This window comes from Pseudoroseomonas cervicalis, assembly GCF_030818485.1.
Lineage (GTDB): Bacteria > Pseudomonadota > Alphaproteobacteria > Acetobacterales > Acetobacteraceae > Pseudoroseomonas > Pseudoroseomonas cervicalis_A.
This window is the reverse complement of the sequence record NZ_JAUTAJ010000004.1, coordinates 821864-837465: the sequence shown is the minus strand read 5'-3', so window position 1 is coordinate 837465 and position 15602 is coordinate 821864. Positions and strand designations below refer to the sequence as shown.

The following is a 15602-nucleotide window of genomic DNA, read 5'->3' as shown; positions in this document are numbered from 1 at the left end:
CAGCGCGGCGCTGCCGCCCCCGACACCTCGCTGCTCATCCGGCCAGGGCGGCCTTCATGGCGGCCAGGGCGTCCTCGGCCTTGTCGGCCTCGGGGCCGCCGGCCTGGGCCATGTCGGGACGCCCGCCACCGCCCTTGCCGCCCACCGCGGCACTGCCGGCCCGCACCAGCGCCACCGCATCGGCGCGGCCCTTGGCGGAATCGGCCACGCCGGCCACCAGGCTCGCCTTGCCCTCGGCGGTCGAGACCAGGGCGACGACATCGACCGTGCCGGATTTCAGGATCGCCTCGGCCAGGCCCTTCAGGTCGCGCGGCGGCACCTCGCCCAGGTTGCGGGCGGAGAAGCGCAGGCCCCCCACCTCCTCGACCGAGGCCTCGCTGCCGCCGGTGGCGAGCTTCTTGCGCAGCTCGGCGACATCGCGCTCCAGCTTGCGGCGCTCCTCGACCAGGCTGGCGATGCGCGCCGGCAGCTCGGCCGGGTTCACCTTCAGCGTGGCGGCGGCCTCGCGCAGCGCCTTCTGCTCGGCCTCGATCAGCGCCAGGGCGGCGGCGCCCGTCACGGCTTCCACGCGGCGCACGCCGGCGGAGACGGCGCCCTCGGCCACGATCTTGAACAGGCCGATATCGCCGGTGCGGCGGACATGGGTGCCGCCGCACAGCTCCAGCGAATAGACGCCGTGCTTCTCCGTGGCCTCCGGGTCATGGCCCATGCCGACGACGCGGACCTCATCGCCATATTTCTCGCCGAACAGCGCCATGGCGCCGGCCTCGACGGCGGCTTCCGGCGTCATCAGCCGGGTGATCACCTCGGCATTCTCGCGGATGCGGGCATTCACCTCGGCCTCGACCCAGGCCAGATCCTCGGGCTGCATCGGCGTGGGCTGGCTGACGTCGAAGCGCAGCCGGTCCGGCGCATTGAGAGACCCCTTCTGCGCCACATGGGTGCCGAGCCGCCGGCGCAGCGCCTCATGCAGCAGGTGGGTCGCCGAATGGTGGGCGCGGATGGCGCTGCGGCGCTCATGCTCCACCTCGGCCTGCACCGGCTTGCCCGGCGCCGCCTCGCCCGCCTCGACCGTGCCGAGATGCACGAACAGGCCGAGCTTCTTCTGCGTGTCGCGCACCGCGATGCGCAGCCCGTCGGCCCCGGTGATGCGGCCGGTGTCGCCCACCTGGCCACCGCTCTCGGCATAGAAGGGGGTCTGGTTCAGCACCACGGCGACCTCGGTCCCCGGGCCCGCCCGCTCCACCACCGCACCATTGGCGACCACGGCGAGGATCTCACCCTCCGCCTTCTCGGTCGAGTAGCCGAGGAACTCGGTGGCGCCGAGCTTCTCCTTCAGGTCGAACCACAGCGTCTCGGTCGCCGCCTCGCCGGAGCCGGCCCAGGCGGCGCGGGCACGCTTCTTCTGCTCGGCCATCGCCGCCTCGAACCCAGCGACATCCACCGCCTTGCCCTCGCCGCGCAGCGCGTCCTGCGTCAGGTCCAGCGGGAAGCCATAGGTGTCGTAGAGCTTGAAGGCGACGTCACCGGGCAGCGTGCCCTTCTCGCCGAGCTTGCCGCTCTCCTCCGCCAGCAGGCCGAGGCCGCGCTCCAGCAGGCTGCGGAAACGGTTTTCTTCCAGCTTCAGCGTCTCGGAAATCAGGCTCTCGGCGCGCACCAGCTCGGGATAGGCGGCGCCCATCTGGCGGATCAGCGCGGGCAGCAGGCGATAGAGCAGCGGCTCCTTGGTGCCCATCATATGGGCGTGGCGCATGGCGCGGCGCAGGATGCGGCGCAGCACATAGCCGCGCCCCTCATTCGAGGGCATCACGCCATCGGCGATCAGGAAGGCGCCGGAGCGCAGATGGTCGGCGACCACCCGGTGGCTGATCTTGAACGGCCCATCCGCCTCCTGGCCCGTCGCCTCGGCCGAGGCCAGGATCAGGGCGCGGAAGGTGTCGATGTCGTAATTGTCGTGCTTGCCCTGCAGGATGGCGGCGAAGCGCTCCAGCCCCATGCCGGTGTCGATCGAGGGGCGCGGCAGCGGGTTGCGGGTGCCCGCTGGCTCCTCGAGATACTGCATGAACACGAGGTTCCAGATCTCGATGAAGCGGTCGCCATCCTCGTCCGGGCTGCCGGGCGGGCCGCCGGGGATGGAGGGGCCGTGGTCGTAGAAGATCTCCGAGCACGGGCCGCAGGGGCCGGTATCGCCCATGCGCCAGAAATTGTCGGAGGTCGGGATGCGGATGATCTTCTCATCCGGCAGGCCGGCGATCTTGCGCCACAGCGCCGCGGCGTCCTCATCCTCGGAGAAGACGGTGACCAGCAGCTTCTCCTTCGGAAGGGAGAAATCCTTGGTCAGCAGGGTCCAGGCATGCTCGATCGCCTGGTCCTTGAAATAGTCGCCGAAGGAGAAATTGCCCAGCATCTCGAAGAAGGTGTGGTGCCGGGCGGTGTAGCCGACATTGTCCAGGTCGTTGTGCTTGCCGCCGGCGCGCACCGACTTCTGGGCGGTGGTGGCGCGGGAATAGGGCCGCTTCTCCTGACCGGTGAAGACGTTCTTGAACTGCACCATGCCGCTGTTGGTGAACATCAGCGTCGGGTCGTTGCGCGGCACCAGGGGCGAGGATTCCACCACCGTATGGCCATGGCGGGCGAAGTAGTCGAGGAAGGTGGCCCGGATGTCGTTGCTGCTGGTCATCGTCCGCTCTGTCGCCTTCCGCTCTCTAGCCCTGGGCGTGATATTCCGTGGCCGCTGACGTAGCGCGGCCGGAAGGGAGTGGGAAGAGCGGCCTTCCGGGCATGTCCCGCGGGTCCCCTATGCAGCCCTGCCGCGCTGCGGCGTTATAAGGGCGCCATGCCGCGCAAAGCCCAGACCGACGACCTGTTCGGCGCCCCGCCTGCCGCCCCCGATGACGACGCCGCGCCGGAGGGCATGGCCGAGGCCGCGCGCCCCCTGGCCGACCGGCTGCGCCCGCGCGCTTTGCCCGAGGTGGTCGGGCAGGAACATTTGCTGGGGCCGGAGGGCGCCATCACCCGGATGCTGGAGCGCGGCGCCCTGGCCTCGCTGATCCTCTGGGGCCCGCCCGGCGTCGGCAAGACCACCATCGCCCGGCTGCTCGCCGAGGCGGCGGGGCTGCGCTTCGCCGCCCTCTCCGCCGTCTTCTCGGGCGTGGCCGATCTGAAGAAGGCCTTTGACGAGGCCCGCGCGCGGCGCCGCGCCGGCCAGGGCACGCTGCTCTTCGTCGACGAGATCCACCGCTTCAACCGCGCCCAGCAGGACGGTTTTCTGCCGGTGGTGGAGGATGGGACGGTCACGCTGGTGGGCGCCACCACGGAGAACCCGTCCTTCGCGCTGAATGGCGCCATCCTGTCGCGCTGCCAGGTGATGGTGCTGCGCCGGCTGGATGATGCGGCGCTGGAGCGGCTGCTGGCCCGGGCCGAGGCCGATTCCGGCCGCGCCCTGCCGGTGGACGAGGCCGCCCGCGGCGTACTGCGTGCCATGGCCGATGGCGATGGCCGCTATTTGCTGAACATGGCCGAGCAGCTGCTGGCCCTGCCGGAGGGCAGCGCGGCGCTGGACCCGGCCGGGCTCTCCGCCCTGCTGGCCAAGCGGGCGGCCCTCTACGACAAGGACCGGGAGGAGCATTACAACCTCATCTCCGCGCTCCATAAGTCGCTGCGCGGCTCCGACCCGGATGCGGCGCTGTACTGGTTCTCCCGCATGCTGGAGGGCGGCGAGGACCCGCGCTACATCGCCCGCCGCCTGACCCGCTTCGCCGCCGAGGATATCGGCCTGGCCGACCCCTCCGCCCTGCCCGCCGCCATCGCCGCCTGGGAGACCTATGAGCGACTGGGCAGCCCGGAAGGCGAGCTGGCCCTGGCGCAGCTGGTGGTGCATCTGGGCGCCGCGCCCAAATCGAACGCCGTCTATGTGGGCTACAAGGAAGCCCGCCGCGCGGCCAAGGAGACCGGCAGCCTGATGCCCCCCGCCCATATCCTGAACGCGCCGACCAAGCTGATGAAGCAGCTCGGCTATGGCGCCGGCTATGCCTATGACCACGACCAGGAGGAAGGTTTCAGCGGCCAGAACTACTTCCCCGACGGCATGCCGCGGCAGCGCTTCTACCGCCCCGCCGGGCGCGGCATCGAGGCGCGCATCCTCGACCGGCTGGAGGAGTGGGAGCGGCTGCGCCAGGCGCGGGCCGAGGAGGAAGCGGCCGCAGCGGCGCAGGAAGCGGGCGGCCCGGCGCGGCGGACGCGGCGATGAGCGGCGCCTTCTCCCCCCTTGCCCTGGCGCTGGTGGCGCTCGGCGGCGCCGCCGGCTCGGTGCTGCGCTATGCGGTGGGCGTCTGGTCGGCCGCCTGGTTCGGCACCGCGCTCCCCTGGGGCACGCTGGCGGTGAATGTCGCCGGCAGCGCGGTGATCGGCCTGCTGGGCGGCGCCATGCTGGCCGGCATGCCCTTCCCGCAGGAGGCGCGGCTGCTGGCGATCACCGGAATCCTCGGCGGCTTCACCACCTTCTCGGCCTTCGCGCTGGATATCGGCGTGCTGTGGGAGCGCAACCCGGCCGTGGCGCTGGGTTATCTGGCGCTGACCATGGCGCTCGGCCTCGGCGCTTTCGCGCTGTGCTTCGCACTGGGACGGAGATTCTAAGATCTTCTTTTTCTGAAGAAAAAGAAGCAAAAAGACTTCTTTCGGCTGGCGTCCGCAGATGGCCTGAGGCGGGACGCCAGCTGAAAAAATGCTTCCTTCACAACCCACCCATTCTTGGGGTGAGCCGCGCGGCGCCCCCTGCTACAAGCCGCGCGCACGCGTTGATCGAGACTGCCATGACCATCCAGCACCGCACCGTCCACGCCGCGGACGCCGATTCCCGACTGGACCGCTGGTTCCGCCGGCACTTCCCCCAGCTGACCCAGGGCGCGCTGCAGAAGATGCTGCGCACCGGCCAGATCCGCGTCGACGGCAAACGCGCCGAGGCCAACACCCGCCTGGCCCGCGGCCAGGAGATCCGCATCCCGCCGCTGCCCGAGGGCCCGGCGCCGGAGCCGGTGGCGCGCGACCGCCAGGTCTCGGCCGAGGATGCCAAGGCGCTGGAGGCGATGATCCTCTACCGCGACGATTACATCATCGCGCTGAACAAGCCGCATGGCCTGCCGGTGCAGGGCGGGCCGAACATCAAGAAGCACCTGGACGGGATGCTGGACGCGCTGACCTTCGAGAAGGAGGAACGCCCGCGCCTGGTGCACCGGCTGGACCGCGACACCTCCGGCGTCATCCTGCTGGCGCGCGACGCCTCGGCCGCCGGCTTCCTGGCCAAGGCCTTCCGCGGCCGCGATGCCGAGAAGACCTACTGGGCCATCGTGGTCGGCCAGCCGCAATACCAGGGCGGCCGCATCGACATGCGCCTGGCCAAACAGGGCGGCGGCCCGATGGGCGAGCGTGTGGTCCCGGCCGAGGGCCGCGACGGCGCCCATGCCATCACCGAGTTCGACACGGTCGACGTCGCCCGCCGCCACGCCACCTGGCTGGAGCTGCGGCCGCTGACCGGCCGCACCCACCAGCTGCGCGTCCACTGCGCCGCGGCGCTGTCCTGCCCAATCCTGGGCGATGGCAAGTATGGCGGCCAGGCGGCGCATCTGGAGGGCATGTCCAACGCCCTGCACCTGCATGCCCGCCGCATCGTGGTGCCCCACCCCGAGGGCGGCACGCTGGAGGTGACGGCGCCGCTGCCGCCGCACATGGTGGAGAGCTTCGCCACGCTGGGCTTCGAGAAGCCGCGCAACACCGCGCCGAAGCGCCGGGGCTGACCGCATGGCCCTGCCCCGCCGCCGGCGTGGCCGCGCCGCGCTGATCGTCCTTGGCGTCGCCATCGCCCTGCCCGCCGCCGGCTGGGTCGGGCTGAACCTGCTGCTGCGCGACGAGGTGCTGCGCCCGCGCCTGATCGCCGCCGTCGAGCAGGCCACCGGCCGCAGCCTGACGCTGTCCGGGCCCGTCGGCATCAAGCTCTCCCTGGTGCCCACCGTGACGCTGCGCGGCGTCACCCTGGCCAATGCGCCGGGCGGCAGCCGGCCGGAGATGCTGACCGCCCGCCGCGTCGAGGCTGAGCTGGCCCTGCTGCCGCTGCTGCGCCGCCAGCTGGCCTTCGAGCGGCTGACGCTGATCGAGCCCGACCTGCTGCTGGAGCTGGATGCCGAGGGCCGCTCCAACTGGCGCTTCGGCCCGCCCCGCAGCGCCCAGCCGGCCCAGCCCTCCTCCCCCGCCACCGGCGGTTCCGAGCCGCTCGGCCTGACCATCGCCGCCATCGAGATCGAGGGCGGCAAGCTGAGCTGGCGCGATGCCAGCCGCGGCGTGGCCGAGACGCTGGAGATCCGCCGCTGGGCGCTGGAGGCCCCGGGCCCCGAGGCGCCGATGCGCTTCCAGGGGCAGCTGGGCTTCCGCGGCGTCACCGTGGCGGCGGAGGGCAATAGCGGCCCGCTGCCGCGGCTGCTCGGCGCCACCGCCGGCGGCGACTGGCCGCTGCGCCTGGCGCTCGCCGCGCCCGGCATCCAGCTGGTGGCCGATGGCGCGGTGGCGCAGCCCGAGGCGGGCGCCGGCTGGCGCCTGTCGCTCAACGCCACCGCCGACCGCGCGGCACGGCTGGCGCCCTTCCTGCGCGGCGTCACCCTGCCCGAGGCGACCGGCCTGGACCTGACGGCGGAGCTGCAGGATGCCGGCCCCGGCGCCCTGCCGCTGCTGCGCTCGGCCGCGCTGAAGCTGGCGACGCTGGAGGCCGGCGCCTGGCTGCCCGGGCTGCGCCTGGGCGCCACGCGGCTGACCCAGCCGGCACCGGACCAGCCCCTGGCGCTGAACGCCGCCCTGTCCCTGCGCGGCATCGCGCTGCAGGCCGAGGGCAGCCTGCCGCCGCTCCCCGCCCTGCTGGGCGACGGTCCCTGGCCGCTGCGCCTGGCGCTGCGCGGCGAAGGCCAGGATCTCACCCTGGAAGGGCAGCTTCAGAGCCTGCAGCCCCTGGCCTTCGCCGGCGGCCTGAATGGCGGCCTGGCCGACAGCGCCCCCTGGCTGCGCGCCTTCGCCCTGCCCGGCCCCCGCCTGACCGAGGCCCGGCTCGCCACCGGCCTCGCCCTGGCGCCGCAGCGCCTGGCGCTGGACGGGCTGCGCCTGCAATCCCGCCAGGCGGTGCTGGAGGGCGAGGCGGCGCTGACCCTCTCCGGCCGCCCTGCCCTGACCGGGCGGCTGGCGGCGCAGCGCCTGGATCTGGACGCGCTGCTGCAGCCGCCCCCCGCCGTGCCGGCGGCCAGCCCCGCGGCGCCGGACGGGGCCGCGCCGCAGCTGCCGGCCGTGCCGCCGCGCCCGCCTGCCGCCGCCCCCGCCGGGCCGCGCCGTGTCATCCCCGACTGGCCGCTGCCCTTCGCCCTGCTGCAGGCGCTGGATGCCGATGTGCCGCTCACCATCGCCGAGCTGGTGGCGGGCGGCGTGACCTATCGCGACCTCCGCGCGCCGCTGAAGCTGGCCGAGGGCAGGCTGGGGCTGGAACCCTTCGGCGCCACCCTGCCGGGCGGCCGCGTCAATGGCCGCCTGGCGGTGGACGGCGCCCCCTCGCCGCCGCGCCTCGCCCTGACCCTGCGGCATGAGGGGGGCGGGCTGGACCTGCGGCCGATGCTGCAGGCCTATGGCCTGCCGCCCCAGGGCAGCGGCCGGCTGGAAGTCGAGGCCGATCTGACGGCCCAGGGCGGCACGCCGCGCGCCCTGGCGGCCAGCGGCAATGGCGTCCTGGCCCTGGCCATGGCCAATGGCCAGATCGACAACCGGCTGATCGCCTCGCTGGCCGGTGATCTGCGCCGCCTGCTGCTGCCCAACGCGCCGACCGATGGCAGCACCGCCCTGCGCTGCCTAGCGCTGCGCCTGCAGCTGCGCGACGGCATCGCCCGGCCGCAGGCCATGCTGGTGGAAACCTCGCTGGCTGATGTCGTCGGCAGCGGCGAGATCGACCTGCGCGAGGAGCGCCTGGCGCTGCGCCTGCTGCCGCAGATCCGCCTGGGCGGTCTCGGCCTCTCCGCGCCGGTGCTGGTGGGCGGCAGCTTCGCGTCGCCCAGCTACCGGCTCGATCCGGCGGGCGTGCCGGAAGCGGCCGCCGGCATCGTCGGCGACTTGGTGGCGCGGCAGCGCGATGGGCAGGGCGGCATCCTGGGGCAGCTGGCGCAGCAGCTGGCCGGGCGTCAGGCCGGCAGCCTGCCGGATTGCGCGCAGCAACTGGCCGTGGCGCGCAACGGGCGCGGCGGCCCGGTGCCGGCCGAGGCGCCGCAGCGGCGCAACAGCCAGGAACGCAGCAATCCGATGGATCTGCTGCGGGGGTTGTTGGGGCGGTAGCGGTTCTGAAAAACAGAAAGGATCCAGGGGAATGAATTCCCCTGGACCCCTTCTTTTCTCTGTCAGGGCCGGCCGCCGCTGGCGGCCGGCTCCCGCTCACTCGGCGGCGGCGGCGTCGTCCGGCTCGCTTTCGGGGCCGGCCATCATCGCGCTGGTCACCAGGCCGGCCTGGGCGCGGATCCGCTGCTCGATGCTCTCCGCCATCGACGGATTGTCGCGCAGGAACTGCTTCGCGTTCTCGCGCCCCTGGCCGATGCGCTGGCTGTCGCAGCTGAACCAGGCGCCGGACTTCTCCACCACCCCGGCCTTCACGCCGAGATCGAGCAGCTCGCCCACCTTCGACACACCCTCGCCATACATGATGTCGAACTCGACCTGCCGGAACGGCGGGGCCATCTTGTTCTTCACCACCTTCACGCGGGTCTGGTTGCCGACCACCTCCTCGCGATCCTTGATCTGCCCGACACGGCGGATCTCGAGACGGATCGAGGCGTAGAACTTCAGCGCGTTGCCGCCCGTCGTGGTCTCCGGATTGCCGAACATCACGCCGATCTTCAGGCGGATCTGGTTCAGGAAGATCAGCAGCGTGTTGGAGCGGGCGACAGAGCCGGTCAGCTTGCGCAGCGCCTGGCTCATCAGGCGGGCATGCAGGCCGACATGGCTGTCGCCCATCTCGCCCTCGAGCTCGGCACGCGGCACCAGCGCGGCGACCGAATCGACCACCAGCACATCGACCGCGCCGGAGCGCACCAGCGTGTCGGCGATCTCCAGCGCCTGCTCACCGGCATCCGGCTGGCTGATCAGCAGGTTGTCGACATCGACACCCAGCTTGCGGGCATAGCCGGGGTCCAGCGCGTGCTCGGCATCGACAAAGGCGCAGGTGCCGCCGCGCTTCTGCGCCTCGGCGATGGCATGCAGCGCCAGCGTCGTCTTGCCCGAGCTCTCGGGGCCATAGATCTCGACGATACGGCCGCGCGGCAGGCCGCCAATGCCAAGCCCCAGATCCAGCCCGAGCGAGCCGGTCGGGATCACCTCCACCTCGTCGGATTGCTGCTTGGCGCCCATGCGCATGATCGAGCCCTTGCCGAAGGCCCGCTCGATCTGGCTCAGCGCGGCGTCCAGCGCCTTGTTCTTGTCCATTCTGGGAACCCCTTTGCCCTTCGGCTGTCTCTCAACGGGTGTCTGCCGCGCCATGCAGCTTCCCAGCAAGGGAAGGGACTGCCAAGCGGGAAGGACGCCCTCTCCTGAAACGCACTCTTCCTGGCCTGTCCTGCGCGTCGCAAGCGAAACCCGGCAGGACGGCCCGGAATTCTTGTTCGCTATATGTTCACAACAGCATCGTTCTGCAAGGGGGATTCGGCACCCGCCGCGCGCCGCGCCGCCTCCACCAGCTCGGCCGGGCGATAGGGCTTGGCCAGGAAATGCAGCGCCCCGCCAGGGAGCCCCTGCTCCACCATGGAAGGCGCATAGCCGCTCACCAGCAGCACCGGAAGCCCCGGAAACCGTTCCCGCAGCTGGGCGGCCAGCGCGACGCCGTCCATGCCCGGCATCACGACATCGCTGACCAGCAGCGCCGGCGGTTCGGCAGCCGCCTCCACCAGCGCCAGCGCGCTCTCGGCATCCTCCGCCGCCATCACCGCCCAGCCGGCCCGGGCCAGGGCGCGCTCGGCCAGGCGGCGCAGCGGCGCCTCGTCCTCGACCAGCAGCAGCCGCCCCGGGGCCGCGGCGCCGGCGGCGAGGGCCGAGGCCGGCGTCGCGGCCGGCTCGGCCGCGTCCTCGACCCGCGGCAGCAGGATGCGGAACAGGGCGCCCTCGCCCGGCCGGCTGCGCACGCTGACATAGCCGCCGGATTGCCGGACGATGCCATGCACCGTGGCCAGCCCCATGCCGGTGCCGCCCTGCGGGCCACGCCCGGTGAAGAAGGGCTCGAAGATGCGCGGCAGGATGGCGGGGGGAATGCCTTCGCCGCTATCCTCGACCTCCAGCACCGTCCAGCGCCCGGCGGGGATGCGCTCCGCCCCCTCCCGCTGCGGCTGCAGCAGCAGGGCGCGCCCGGTGCGCAGCACCAGCCGGCCGCCGCGCGGCATGGCCTGGCGGGCGTTCATCGCCAGGTTCATCAGCACGCGGTCCAGCTGGGTCGGGTCGATGCGCACCATGCGCCCGGGCGAATCCAGCTCCACCACCAGCGACACCGAGCGGCCGAGCAGCGGCCGCAGCAGCTGCGCCATGCTCTCCACCGCCGCGTTCAGGTTCACCAGGCGCGGCGCCAGCACCTGCTGCCGCGCATAGGCCATCATCTGCCGCACCAGCGCGGCGCCGCGCCCGGCGGCCTCCTGCACCTGCGCCAGCTCGGCCAGCAGGGCGGGCGGCGCATCGGGGCCGGCCAGCCGCACCGCATCCTCGGTGGCGCCCAGCACCACCGCCAGGAGGTTGTTGAAGTCATGCGCGATGCCGCCCGCCAGCACGCCCAGCGCCTGCAGCCGGTCGCCCTCCGCCACCCGGTCGGCCATGGCGCGATCCTGGGTCAGGTCGCGCAGCACCAGCACGCCGCCGCCCTCCGGCAACGCGATGCGATGCGGCGCCACCGGCATGCCCTGCCCGCCCTCCGGCGCCGCCAGGCGCAGCGCGGCAGGCGTGGCGCCCCCCTCCAGCCAGTGCCGCAGCGCCTCCCGGTCGGCGGCGGCGAAGAGCCGTTCCACCGGCAGGCCGGGCTTCACCGGCAGGGACGGCCCCAGCGCCTGGCGCAGCGCCGCATTGCCCTGCTTCACCTGGCCCGACGCATCCAGCCACAGCGCCGGCTCCGCCAGCCCGGAGAGCAGCGCGAGGAAGGCGGGCTGGGCCTTGGTCGAGGCCGCACCCCAGGGGGGTCGGAGGCGCATGATGCGCGAGCGTAACATCACGGAAGCGTGATGTCAGCCATCACCTTCGAGCAGCGCGATCGCCTCGCCCAGCAGCTGATGGCTGGTGCGCAGCGAGGCCAGGCTCTCCTGGCTGGCCGGGGCGGGCTCCGCCTCCTCGGCGGCGGCGCCCCAGCCGGGCAGCGCCTCCTCCTCCTCGGCCAGGGCGGCGCTGCGGTTCAGCTGCTGCGCCATGCCGAGCAGCCGGTGCGACTGGGCGGCCATGTTGGCGGCCACCAGCCGGAGCGCTTCATTCATGTCCATCGGGCATGTCCATCGGGCGGCCTCCGCAGAAGCGCCAGAGACTAGGCGGCCTCGCTTAGGAGGAGGTTAAAGCCGACCCGGGACAGGCGGAGCGGCACCGCAGCTAAAGGGTCCGTTAACCGTGCCGGCCCAGCCTGTGGCGATGGCGTCCGCCTCCCTGCAGGCCGTGCTGGCCACCGCCGAATCGCTGCGCACCACGCTGAGCCTGGCGCGCGCCCTGGCCCAATCCGGCCGCCGCGTCGATCTGGCGGGGCTGGAGCAGGACATCGCCCCGCTCTGCGCCGCCGCCCTGGCGCTGCCCCCCGCCTGCGGGAGGGAGGCGCGCCAGGCCCTCTACGCATTGCGGGCGGAGCTGGAGAGCCTGCTGGCCCTCCTGCCCCGCCCGCACACCGGCTGAGGCCGCGCCTCAGCCCTGCTTCGGCAGATGCTTGCTGATATAGGGCGGCAGGTTGAAGGCGCCGGTGTGGATCTCCGGCGTCCAGTACTGCGTCTGGCCCAGAATGCCGGCCGCCTCGGCGCGGGCGCGGATGGTGGCGGTGTCCACCTGACGCAGCGTCGCGTCCTTGGCCGCCCAGCCCAGCGTCATGAAGCCGCCGACATAGGTCGGCACCGCGGCGACATAGGCCCAGATGTCCGGGAACACCTTGCCCCGGCGCAGCGAGGTCTCGGCCAGCTCCTCGGCCTGCATCGCCGGCACGCCGCACTGGTTGACGATCAGCCCGCGATCCGACAGCAGCCGCGCCGCATTGGCATAGAACTCGTCGGTGAACAGCACCTCGCCCACGCCGATCGGGTCGGTCGAATCGACGATGACGACGTCGAAGCTGCCGGCCGGCGCTTTCCGCACATAGTCGATGCCGTCGCCCACGATCACCTCGGCGCGCGGATCATTCCAGGCGTCGCCGGCGATGTCGGGCATGTGCTCCTTGCAGAGACGGATCACCTCGCCATCGATCTCGACCATCACGGCCTTCTCGACATCGCGGTGCTGCAGCACGCGCTTCAGCACGCCGCCATCGCCGGCGCCGATGATCAGCACGCGCCTGGCCTCGCCATGCGCCAGCAGCGGCACATGGGTCAGCATCTCCTGATAGACGAACTCGTCCTTCTCGGTGATCTGCGTGACGCCGTCGAGCAGCATGACGCGCCCATGGCTGTAGCTCTCGAAGATCATGATGTCCTGGAACTCGCTCTGCACGCGGGCGAGCTCGCGCTTCACCAGGAAGCGCTGGCCCCAATCGGGGTACAGGGTCTCGTTGACCCAGGAATCGGTCGGCATCAGGGAAATCCTCGGGAAGATACGAAGAGGGCGGGACCCTAAGGTCCCGCCCCCCGCTGCGTCACGTGACAGGCGAGTGTCAGGCGGGCGTCAGCCGATCAGGCCGCGCTTGTGCTCGGCCAGCTGCACGCGCTCGGGCTGGAAGCCCTTCTTCAGCACCGGCACCGCGTTGTACGGGTTGCAGATGCCGCAGACGAAGATGTCCAGCGCGGCATAGGCCCGCTCCGGCCAGGTGTGGATCGAGACATGGCTCTCGGCCAGGACCAGCACGCCGGAGACGCCACCATTCGGGGAGAAGTGGTGGAAATGGCCGTGCAGGATGGTCGCGCCGGTCTCGATCGCGGCCTCGCGCAGGACGGAATCGATATGCGCGGGATCGTCGAGATTCGTGGCACCCCACAGATCGACGATCAGATGCGTGCCGGCAAAGCGCACACCATCACGCTCGACGAAGTAATCCTTCGCCTCGCCGTGAGTATCAACAGACTGGGCTTCGCTCGGGCTGTTATCCGAGACCATCCCCAGCGGAGAAACGAGAGCGTCCATGATTTGCGGGCTCCTTCCCACCAGAAGATGACCAGGGTGATCGTGATCGATCAGGTCAACGGCGGCGCATATGGGGCAACACCCTCCCCCCCTGCAAGGAAAATCGGGACCTGGAGGCCGAAAAAATCGCGGGTCGTTCCTGCGTATAGCGCGTGTCTCGCCGTGCAAGCCCCTGGGAGGGTCCGGAAGGCCGGCGGTGACCCCCTGGGGGGCTTCGGAAAATCTCCGGTCCCGACCGGCTGCATCATTCCGGCTGCAACTTGGCCGCGCGAAACCCCTTGCCGGCCGCCAAAAGGCTGCTATACCCCGCCGCCTGCGCTGGATGGGTGGCCGAGTGGTCGAAGGCGCACGCCTGGAAAGTGTGTATACCTCAAAAGGGTATCGTGGGTTCGAATCCCACCCCATCCGCCATTGACCGACCGAGTCCACCGGACCTGGCCGGTCCGCAAAGGTCCCGCGAGGGGCCTTTTTTCGTGGCCAGTCGCCAGAGGCGCATCGCGGCGCCGCCCGCTGGCGGCGCCGCGATCCGGCGGCGTCAGCTGCGCAGCCCCGGCGCCTCCTGCCCGGTGCGGGCGACATATTCGGTGTAGCCGCCATCATACTGATGCAGGCCCTCCGGCGTCAGCTCCAGCACCCGGTTGGACAGCGCCGCCAGGAAGTGGCGGTCATGCGAGACGAACAGCATCGTCCCCTCGTAATCGGCCAGCGCCGCCACCAGCATCTCCTTGGTGGCCATGTCCAGATGGTTGGTGGGCTCGTCCAGCACCAGGAAGTTCGGCGGATCGTACAGCATCATCGCCATCACCAGCCGCGCCTTCTCGCCGCCCGACAGCACGCGGCACTTCTTCTCCACCTCGTCACCGGAGAAGCCGAAGCAGCCGGCCAGCGCCCGCAGCGAACCCTGCGTCGCGCGCGGGAAATTTTCTTCAAGTGTCTCGAAGATGGTGCGGTCGCCCTGCAGCAGCTCCATGGCGTGCTGGGCGAAATAGCCCATCTTCACGCTGCCGCCGAGCGTCACGCTGCCCTCATCTGGCGCGGTAGCGCCGGCCACCAGCTTCAGCAGGGTCGACTTGCCGGCGCCATTGACGCCCAGCACGCAGCAGCGCTCGCGCCGCCGCACCAGCAGGTCCAGCCCGTCATAGATGCTGCGCTGGCCGTAGCGCTTCGACACGCCGCGCAGCTTCACCACATCGTCGCCCGAGCGCGGCGCCGGCTGGAACTCGAAGGAGACGCTCTGCCGGCGCTTGGGCGGCTCGACGCGGTCGATCTTCTCCAGCTTCTTGACCCGGCTCTGCACCTGCGCGGCGTGCGAGGCGCGCGCCTTGAACCGCTCGATGAAGGCGATCTCCTTGGCCAGCATCGCCTGCTGGCGCTCGAACTGCGCCTGCTGCTGCTTCTCGTTCAGCGCCCGCTGCTGCTCGTAGAATTCGTAATTGCCGGTGTAGGAGGTCAGCGTGCCGCCATCGATCTCCAGGATCTTGTTGACGATCCGGTTCATGAATTCGCGGTCGTGCGAGGTCATCAGCAGCGCGCCATCATAACCGCGCAGGAAATTCTCCAGCCAGATCAGGCTTTCGAGGTCGAGATGGTTGCTCGGCTCGTCCAGCAGCATGACATCGGGGCGCATCAGCAGGATGCGGGCCAGCGCCACGCGCATCTTCCAGCCGCCCGAGAGGCGGCTGACATCGCCCTCCATCATCTCCTGGCTGAAGCTGAGCCCGGCCAGCACCTCGCGCGCGCGGCCCTCCAGCGCATAGCCGCCCAGCGCCTCGAAACGGCCCTGCACCTCGCCGAAGCGCTCGATCAGGCTGTCCATCTCATCGGCGCGGTCGGGATCGGCCAGGGCCGCTTCCAGCTCGGCCAGCTCGGCGGCCACCTCGCTCACCGCGCCGGCGCCGTCCATCACCTCGGCCACCGCGCTGCGGCCGGACATCTCGCCCACATCCTGGCTGAACAGCCCGATGGAGACGCCGCGATCGACCACCACCTGGCCCTCATCCGGCGGCTCCTGCCCGGTGATCATGCGGAACAGGGTGGATTTGCCGGCGCCATTGGGCCCGACCAGGCCGATCTTCTCGCCGCGCTGGAGCGCCGCCGAGGCCTCGATGAAGAGGAGCTGCTGGCCGTTCTGCTTGCTGATGTTGTCGAGGCGGATCATGGGTCCCGGGACGGTCTGGCGTGGGGGGAGGCGTCTGCGGGCGGGCTTATGGCACAGCCCGGCCCCTGCCGCCGAATCGCCCCGTTGAATCGCCCGCTGGACGCGCCGG

At 71.4% G+C, this 15602-nt stretch carries 12 protein-coding genes and 1 tRNA gene; 6 read left to right on the top strand and 7 right to left on the bottom strand.

The window, feature by feature from the left end; genetic code table 11:
* Nucleotides 1–34: 34 nt before the first annotated feature.
* On the bottom strand, nucleotides 35–2680 hold the full coding sequence (gene alaS, locus QE401_RS07775; protein WP_307137664.1) for an alanine--tRNA ligase: 2646 nt from the start codon (nucleotides 2678–2680) through the stop codon (nucleotides 35–37).
* A gap of 156 nt (nucleotides 2681–2836) precedes the next feature.
* Between alaS and QE401_RS07770 the strand changes: the two genes are divergently transcribed.
* The 4 genes from QE401_RS07770 (at nucleotide 2837) to QE401_RS07755 (ending at nucleotide 8349) form a co-directional block, all read left to right on the top strand.
* A complete protein-coding gene (locus QE401_RS07770) occupies nucleotides 2837–4249 on the top strand; it encodes a replication-associated recombination protein A (RefSeq protein ID WP_307137663.1) in 1413 nt (470 codons plus the stop codon).
* Nucleotides 4246–4635 (top strand): fluoride efflux transporter FluC, encoded by a 390-nt coding sequence (locus QE401_RS07765; RefSeq protein WP_307137662.1) that lies wholly within the window; start codon nucleotides 4246–4248, stop codon nucleotides 4633–4635. Before QE401_RS07770 ends, QE401_RS07765 begins: the two co-directional genes overlap by 4 nt.
* 176 nt (nucleotides 4636–4811) lie before the next feature.
* On the top strand, nucleotides 4812–5792 hold the full coding sequence (locus tag QE401_RS07760) for an RluA family pseudouridine synthase (RefSeq protein ID WP_307137661.1): 981 nt from the start codon (nucleotides 4812–4814) through the stop codon (nucleotides 5790–5792).
* Nucleotides 5793–5796: 4 nt separating this feature from the next.
* Nucleotides 5797–8349 (top strand): AsmA family protein, encoded by a 2553-nt coding sequence (locus QE401_RS07755; protein WP_307137660.1) that lies wholly within the window; start codon nucleotides 5797–5799, stop codon nucleotides 8347–8349.
* 96 nt (nucleotides 8350–8445) lie between these two features.
* On the opposite strand, the gene recA is transcribed toward QE401_RS07755, so the two are convergent.
* The 3 genes from recA to QE401_RS07740 all read right to left on the bottom strand — a co-directional run bounded on the left by recA (nucleotide 8446) and on the right by QE401_RS07740 (nucleotide 11510).
* Nucleotides 8446–9489: a recombinase RecA gene (recA, locus tag QE401_RS07750; protein WP_307137659.1), complete on the bottom strand. Its 1044-nt coding sequence runs from the start codon at nucleotides 9487–9489 to the stop codon at nucleotides 8446–8448.
* Nucleotides 9490–9668: 179 nt separating this feature from the next.
* On the bottom strand, nucleotides 9669–11228 hold the full coding sequence (locus QE401_RS07745; RefSeq protein WP_307137658.1) for an ATP-binding protein: 1560 nt from the start codon (nucleotides 11226–11228) through the stop codon (nucleotides 9669–9671).
* Nucleotides 11229–11261: 33 nt separating this feature from the next.
* Nucleotides 11262–11510, bottom strand: coding sequence for a hypothetical protein (locus tag QE401_RS07740; RefSeq protein WP_307137657.1), 249 nt, complete (start codon nucleotides 11508–11510; stop codon nucleotides 11262–11264).
* Between the two features lie 142 nt (nucleotides 11511–11652).
* On the opposite strand from QE401_RS07740, the gene QE401_RS07735 reads away from it, so the two are divergent.
* On the top strand, nucleotides 11653–11907 hold the full coding sequence (locus QE401_RS07735; protein ID WP_307137656.1) for a hypothetical protein: 255 nt from the start codon (nucleotides 11653–11655) through the stop codon (nucleotides 11905–11907).
* Nucleotides 11908–11916: 9 nt separating this feature from the next.
* Here QE401_RS07735 and speE read toward each other — a convergent pair whose 3' ends face one another.
* Both speE and speD read right to left on the bottom strand, forming a co-directional pair.
* Nucleotides 11917–12789, bottom strand: coding sequence for a polyamine aminopropyltransferase (gene speE, locus QE401_RS07730; RefSeq protein WP_307137655.1), 873 nt, complete (start codon nucleotides 12787–12789; stop codon nucleotides 11917–11919).
* A 90-nt stretch (nucleotides 12790–12879) separates the two neighbouring features.
* On the bottom strand, nucleotides 12880–13335 hold the full coding sequence (gene speD / locus QE401_RS07725; protein ID WP_307137654.1) for an adenosylmethionine decarboxylase: 456 nt from the start codon (nucleotides 13333–13335) through the stop codon (nucleotides 12880–12882).
* A gap of 320 nt (nucleotides 13336–13655) precedes the next feature.
* Between speD and QE401_RS07720 the strand changes: the two genes are divergently transcribed.
* Nucleotides 13656–13746 (top strand) — tRNA-Ser (locus tag QE401_RS07720).
* 124 nt (nucleotides 13747–13870) lie between these two features.
* Here QE401_RS07720 and QE401_RS07715 read toward each other — a convergent pair.
* Nucleotides 13871–15493 carry an ABC-F family ATP-binding cassette domain-containing protein gene (locus tag QE401_RS07715; RefSeq protein ID WP_307137653.1) on the bottom strand — a complete coding sequence of 541 codons (1623 nt, stop codon included), beginning with the start codon at nucleotides 15491–15493 and terminating at the stop codon, nucleotides 13871–13873.
* Between the last annotated feature and the right edge of the window lie 109 nt (nucleotides 15494–15602).

What these genes read in the sequence shown, in the direction of transcription:
- QE401_RS07735 (WP_307137656.1), top strand. Translation starts at nt 11,653, where the DNA reads ATGGCGTCCGCCTCCCTGCAGGCCGTGCTGGCCACCGCCGAATCGCTG.
- QE401_RS07740 (WP_307137657.1), bottom strand. Translation starts at nt 11,510, where the DNA reads ATGGACATGAATGAAGCGCTCCGGCTGGTGGCCGCCAACATGGCCGCC.
- alaS (WP_307137664.1), bottom strand. Translation starts at nt 2,680, where the DNA reads ATGACCAGCAGCAACGACATCCGGGCCACCTTCCTCGACTACTTCGCC.
- QE401_RS07745 (WP_307137658.1), bottom strand. Translation starts at nt 11,228, where the DNA reads ATGCGCCTCCGACCCCCCTGGGGTGCGGCCTCGACCAAGGCCCAGCCC.
- QE401_RS07770 (WP_307137663.1), top strand. Translation starts at nt 2,837, where the DNA reads ATGCCGCGCAAAGCCCAGACCGACGACCTGTTCGGCGCCCCGCCTGCC.
- speD (WP_307137654.1), bottom strand. Translation starts at nt 13,335, where the DNA reads ATGGACGCTCTCGTTTCTCCGCTGGGGATGGTCTCGGATAACAGCCCG.
- QE401_RS07715 (WP_307137653.1), bottom strand. Translation starts at nt 15,493, where the DNA reads ATGATCCGCCTCGACAACATCAGCAAGCAGAACGGCCAGCAGCTCCTC.
- QE401_RS07755 (WP_307137660.1), top strand. Translation starts at nt 5,797, where the DNA reads ATGGCCCTGCCCCGCCGCCGGCGTGGCCGCGCCGCGCTGATCGTCCTT.
- speE (WP_307137655.1), bottom strand. Translation starts at nt 12,789, where the DNA reads ATGCCGACCGATTCCTGGGTCAACGAGACCCTGTACCCCGATTGGGGC.
- QE401_RS07760 (WP_307137661.1), top strand. Translation starts at nt 4,812, where the DNA reads ATGACCATCCAGCACCGCACCGTCCACGCCGCGGACGCCGATTCCCGA.
- QE401_RS07765 (WP_307137662.1), top strand. Translation starts at nt 4,246, where the DNA reads ATGAGCGGCGCCTTCTCCCCCCTTGCCCTGGCGCTGGTGGCGCTCGGC.
- recA (WP_307137659.1), bottom strand. Translation starts at nt 9,489, where the DNA reads ATGGACAAGAACAAGGCGCTGGACGCCGCGCTGAGCCAGATCGAGCGG.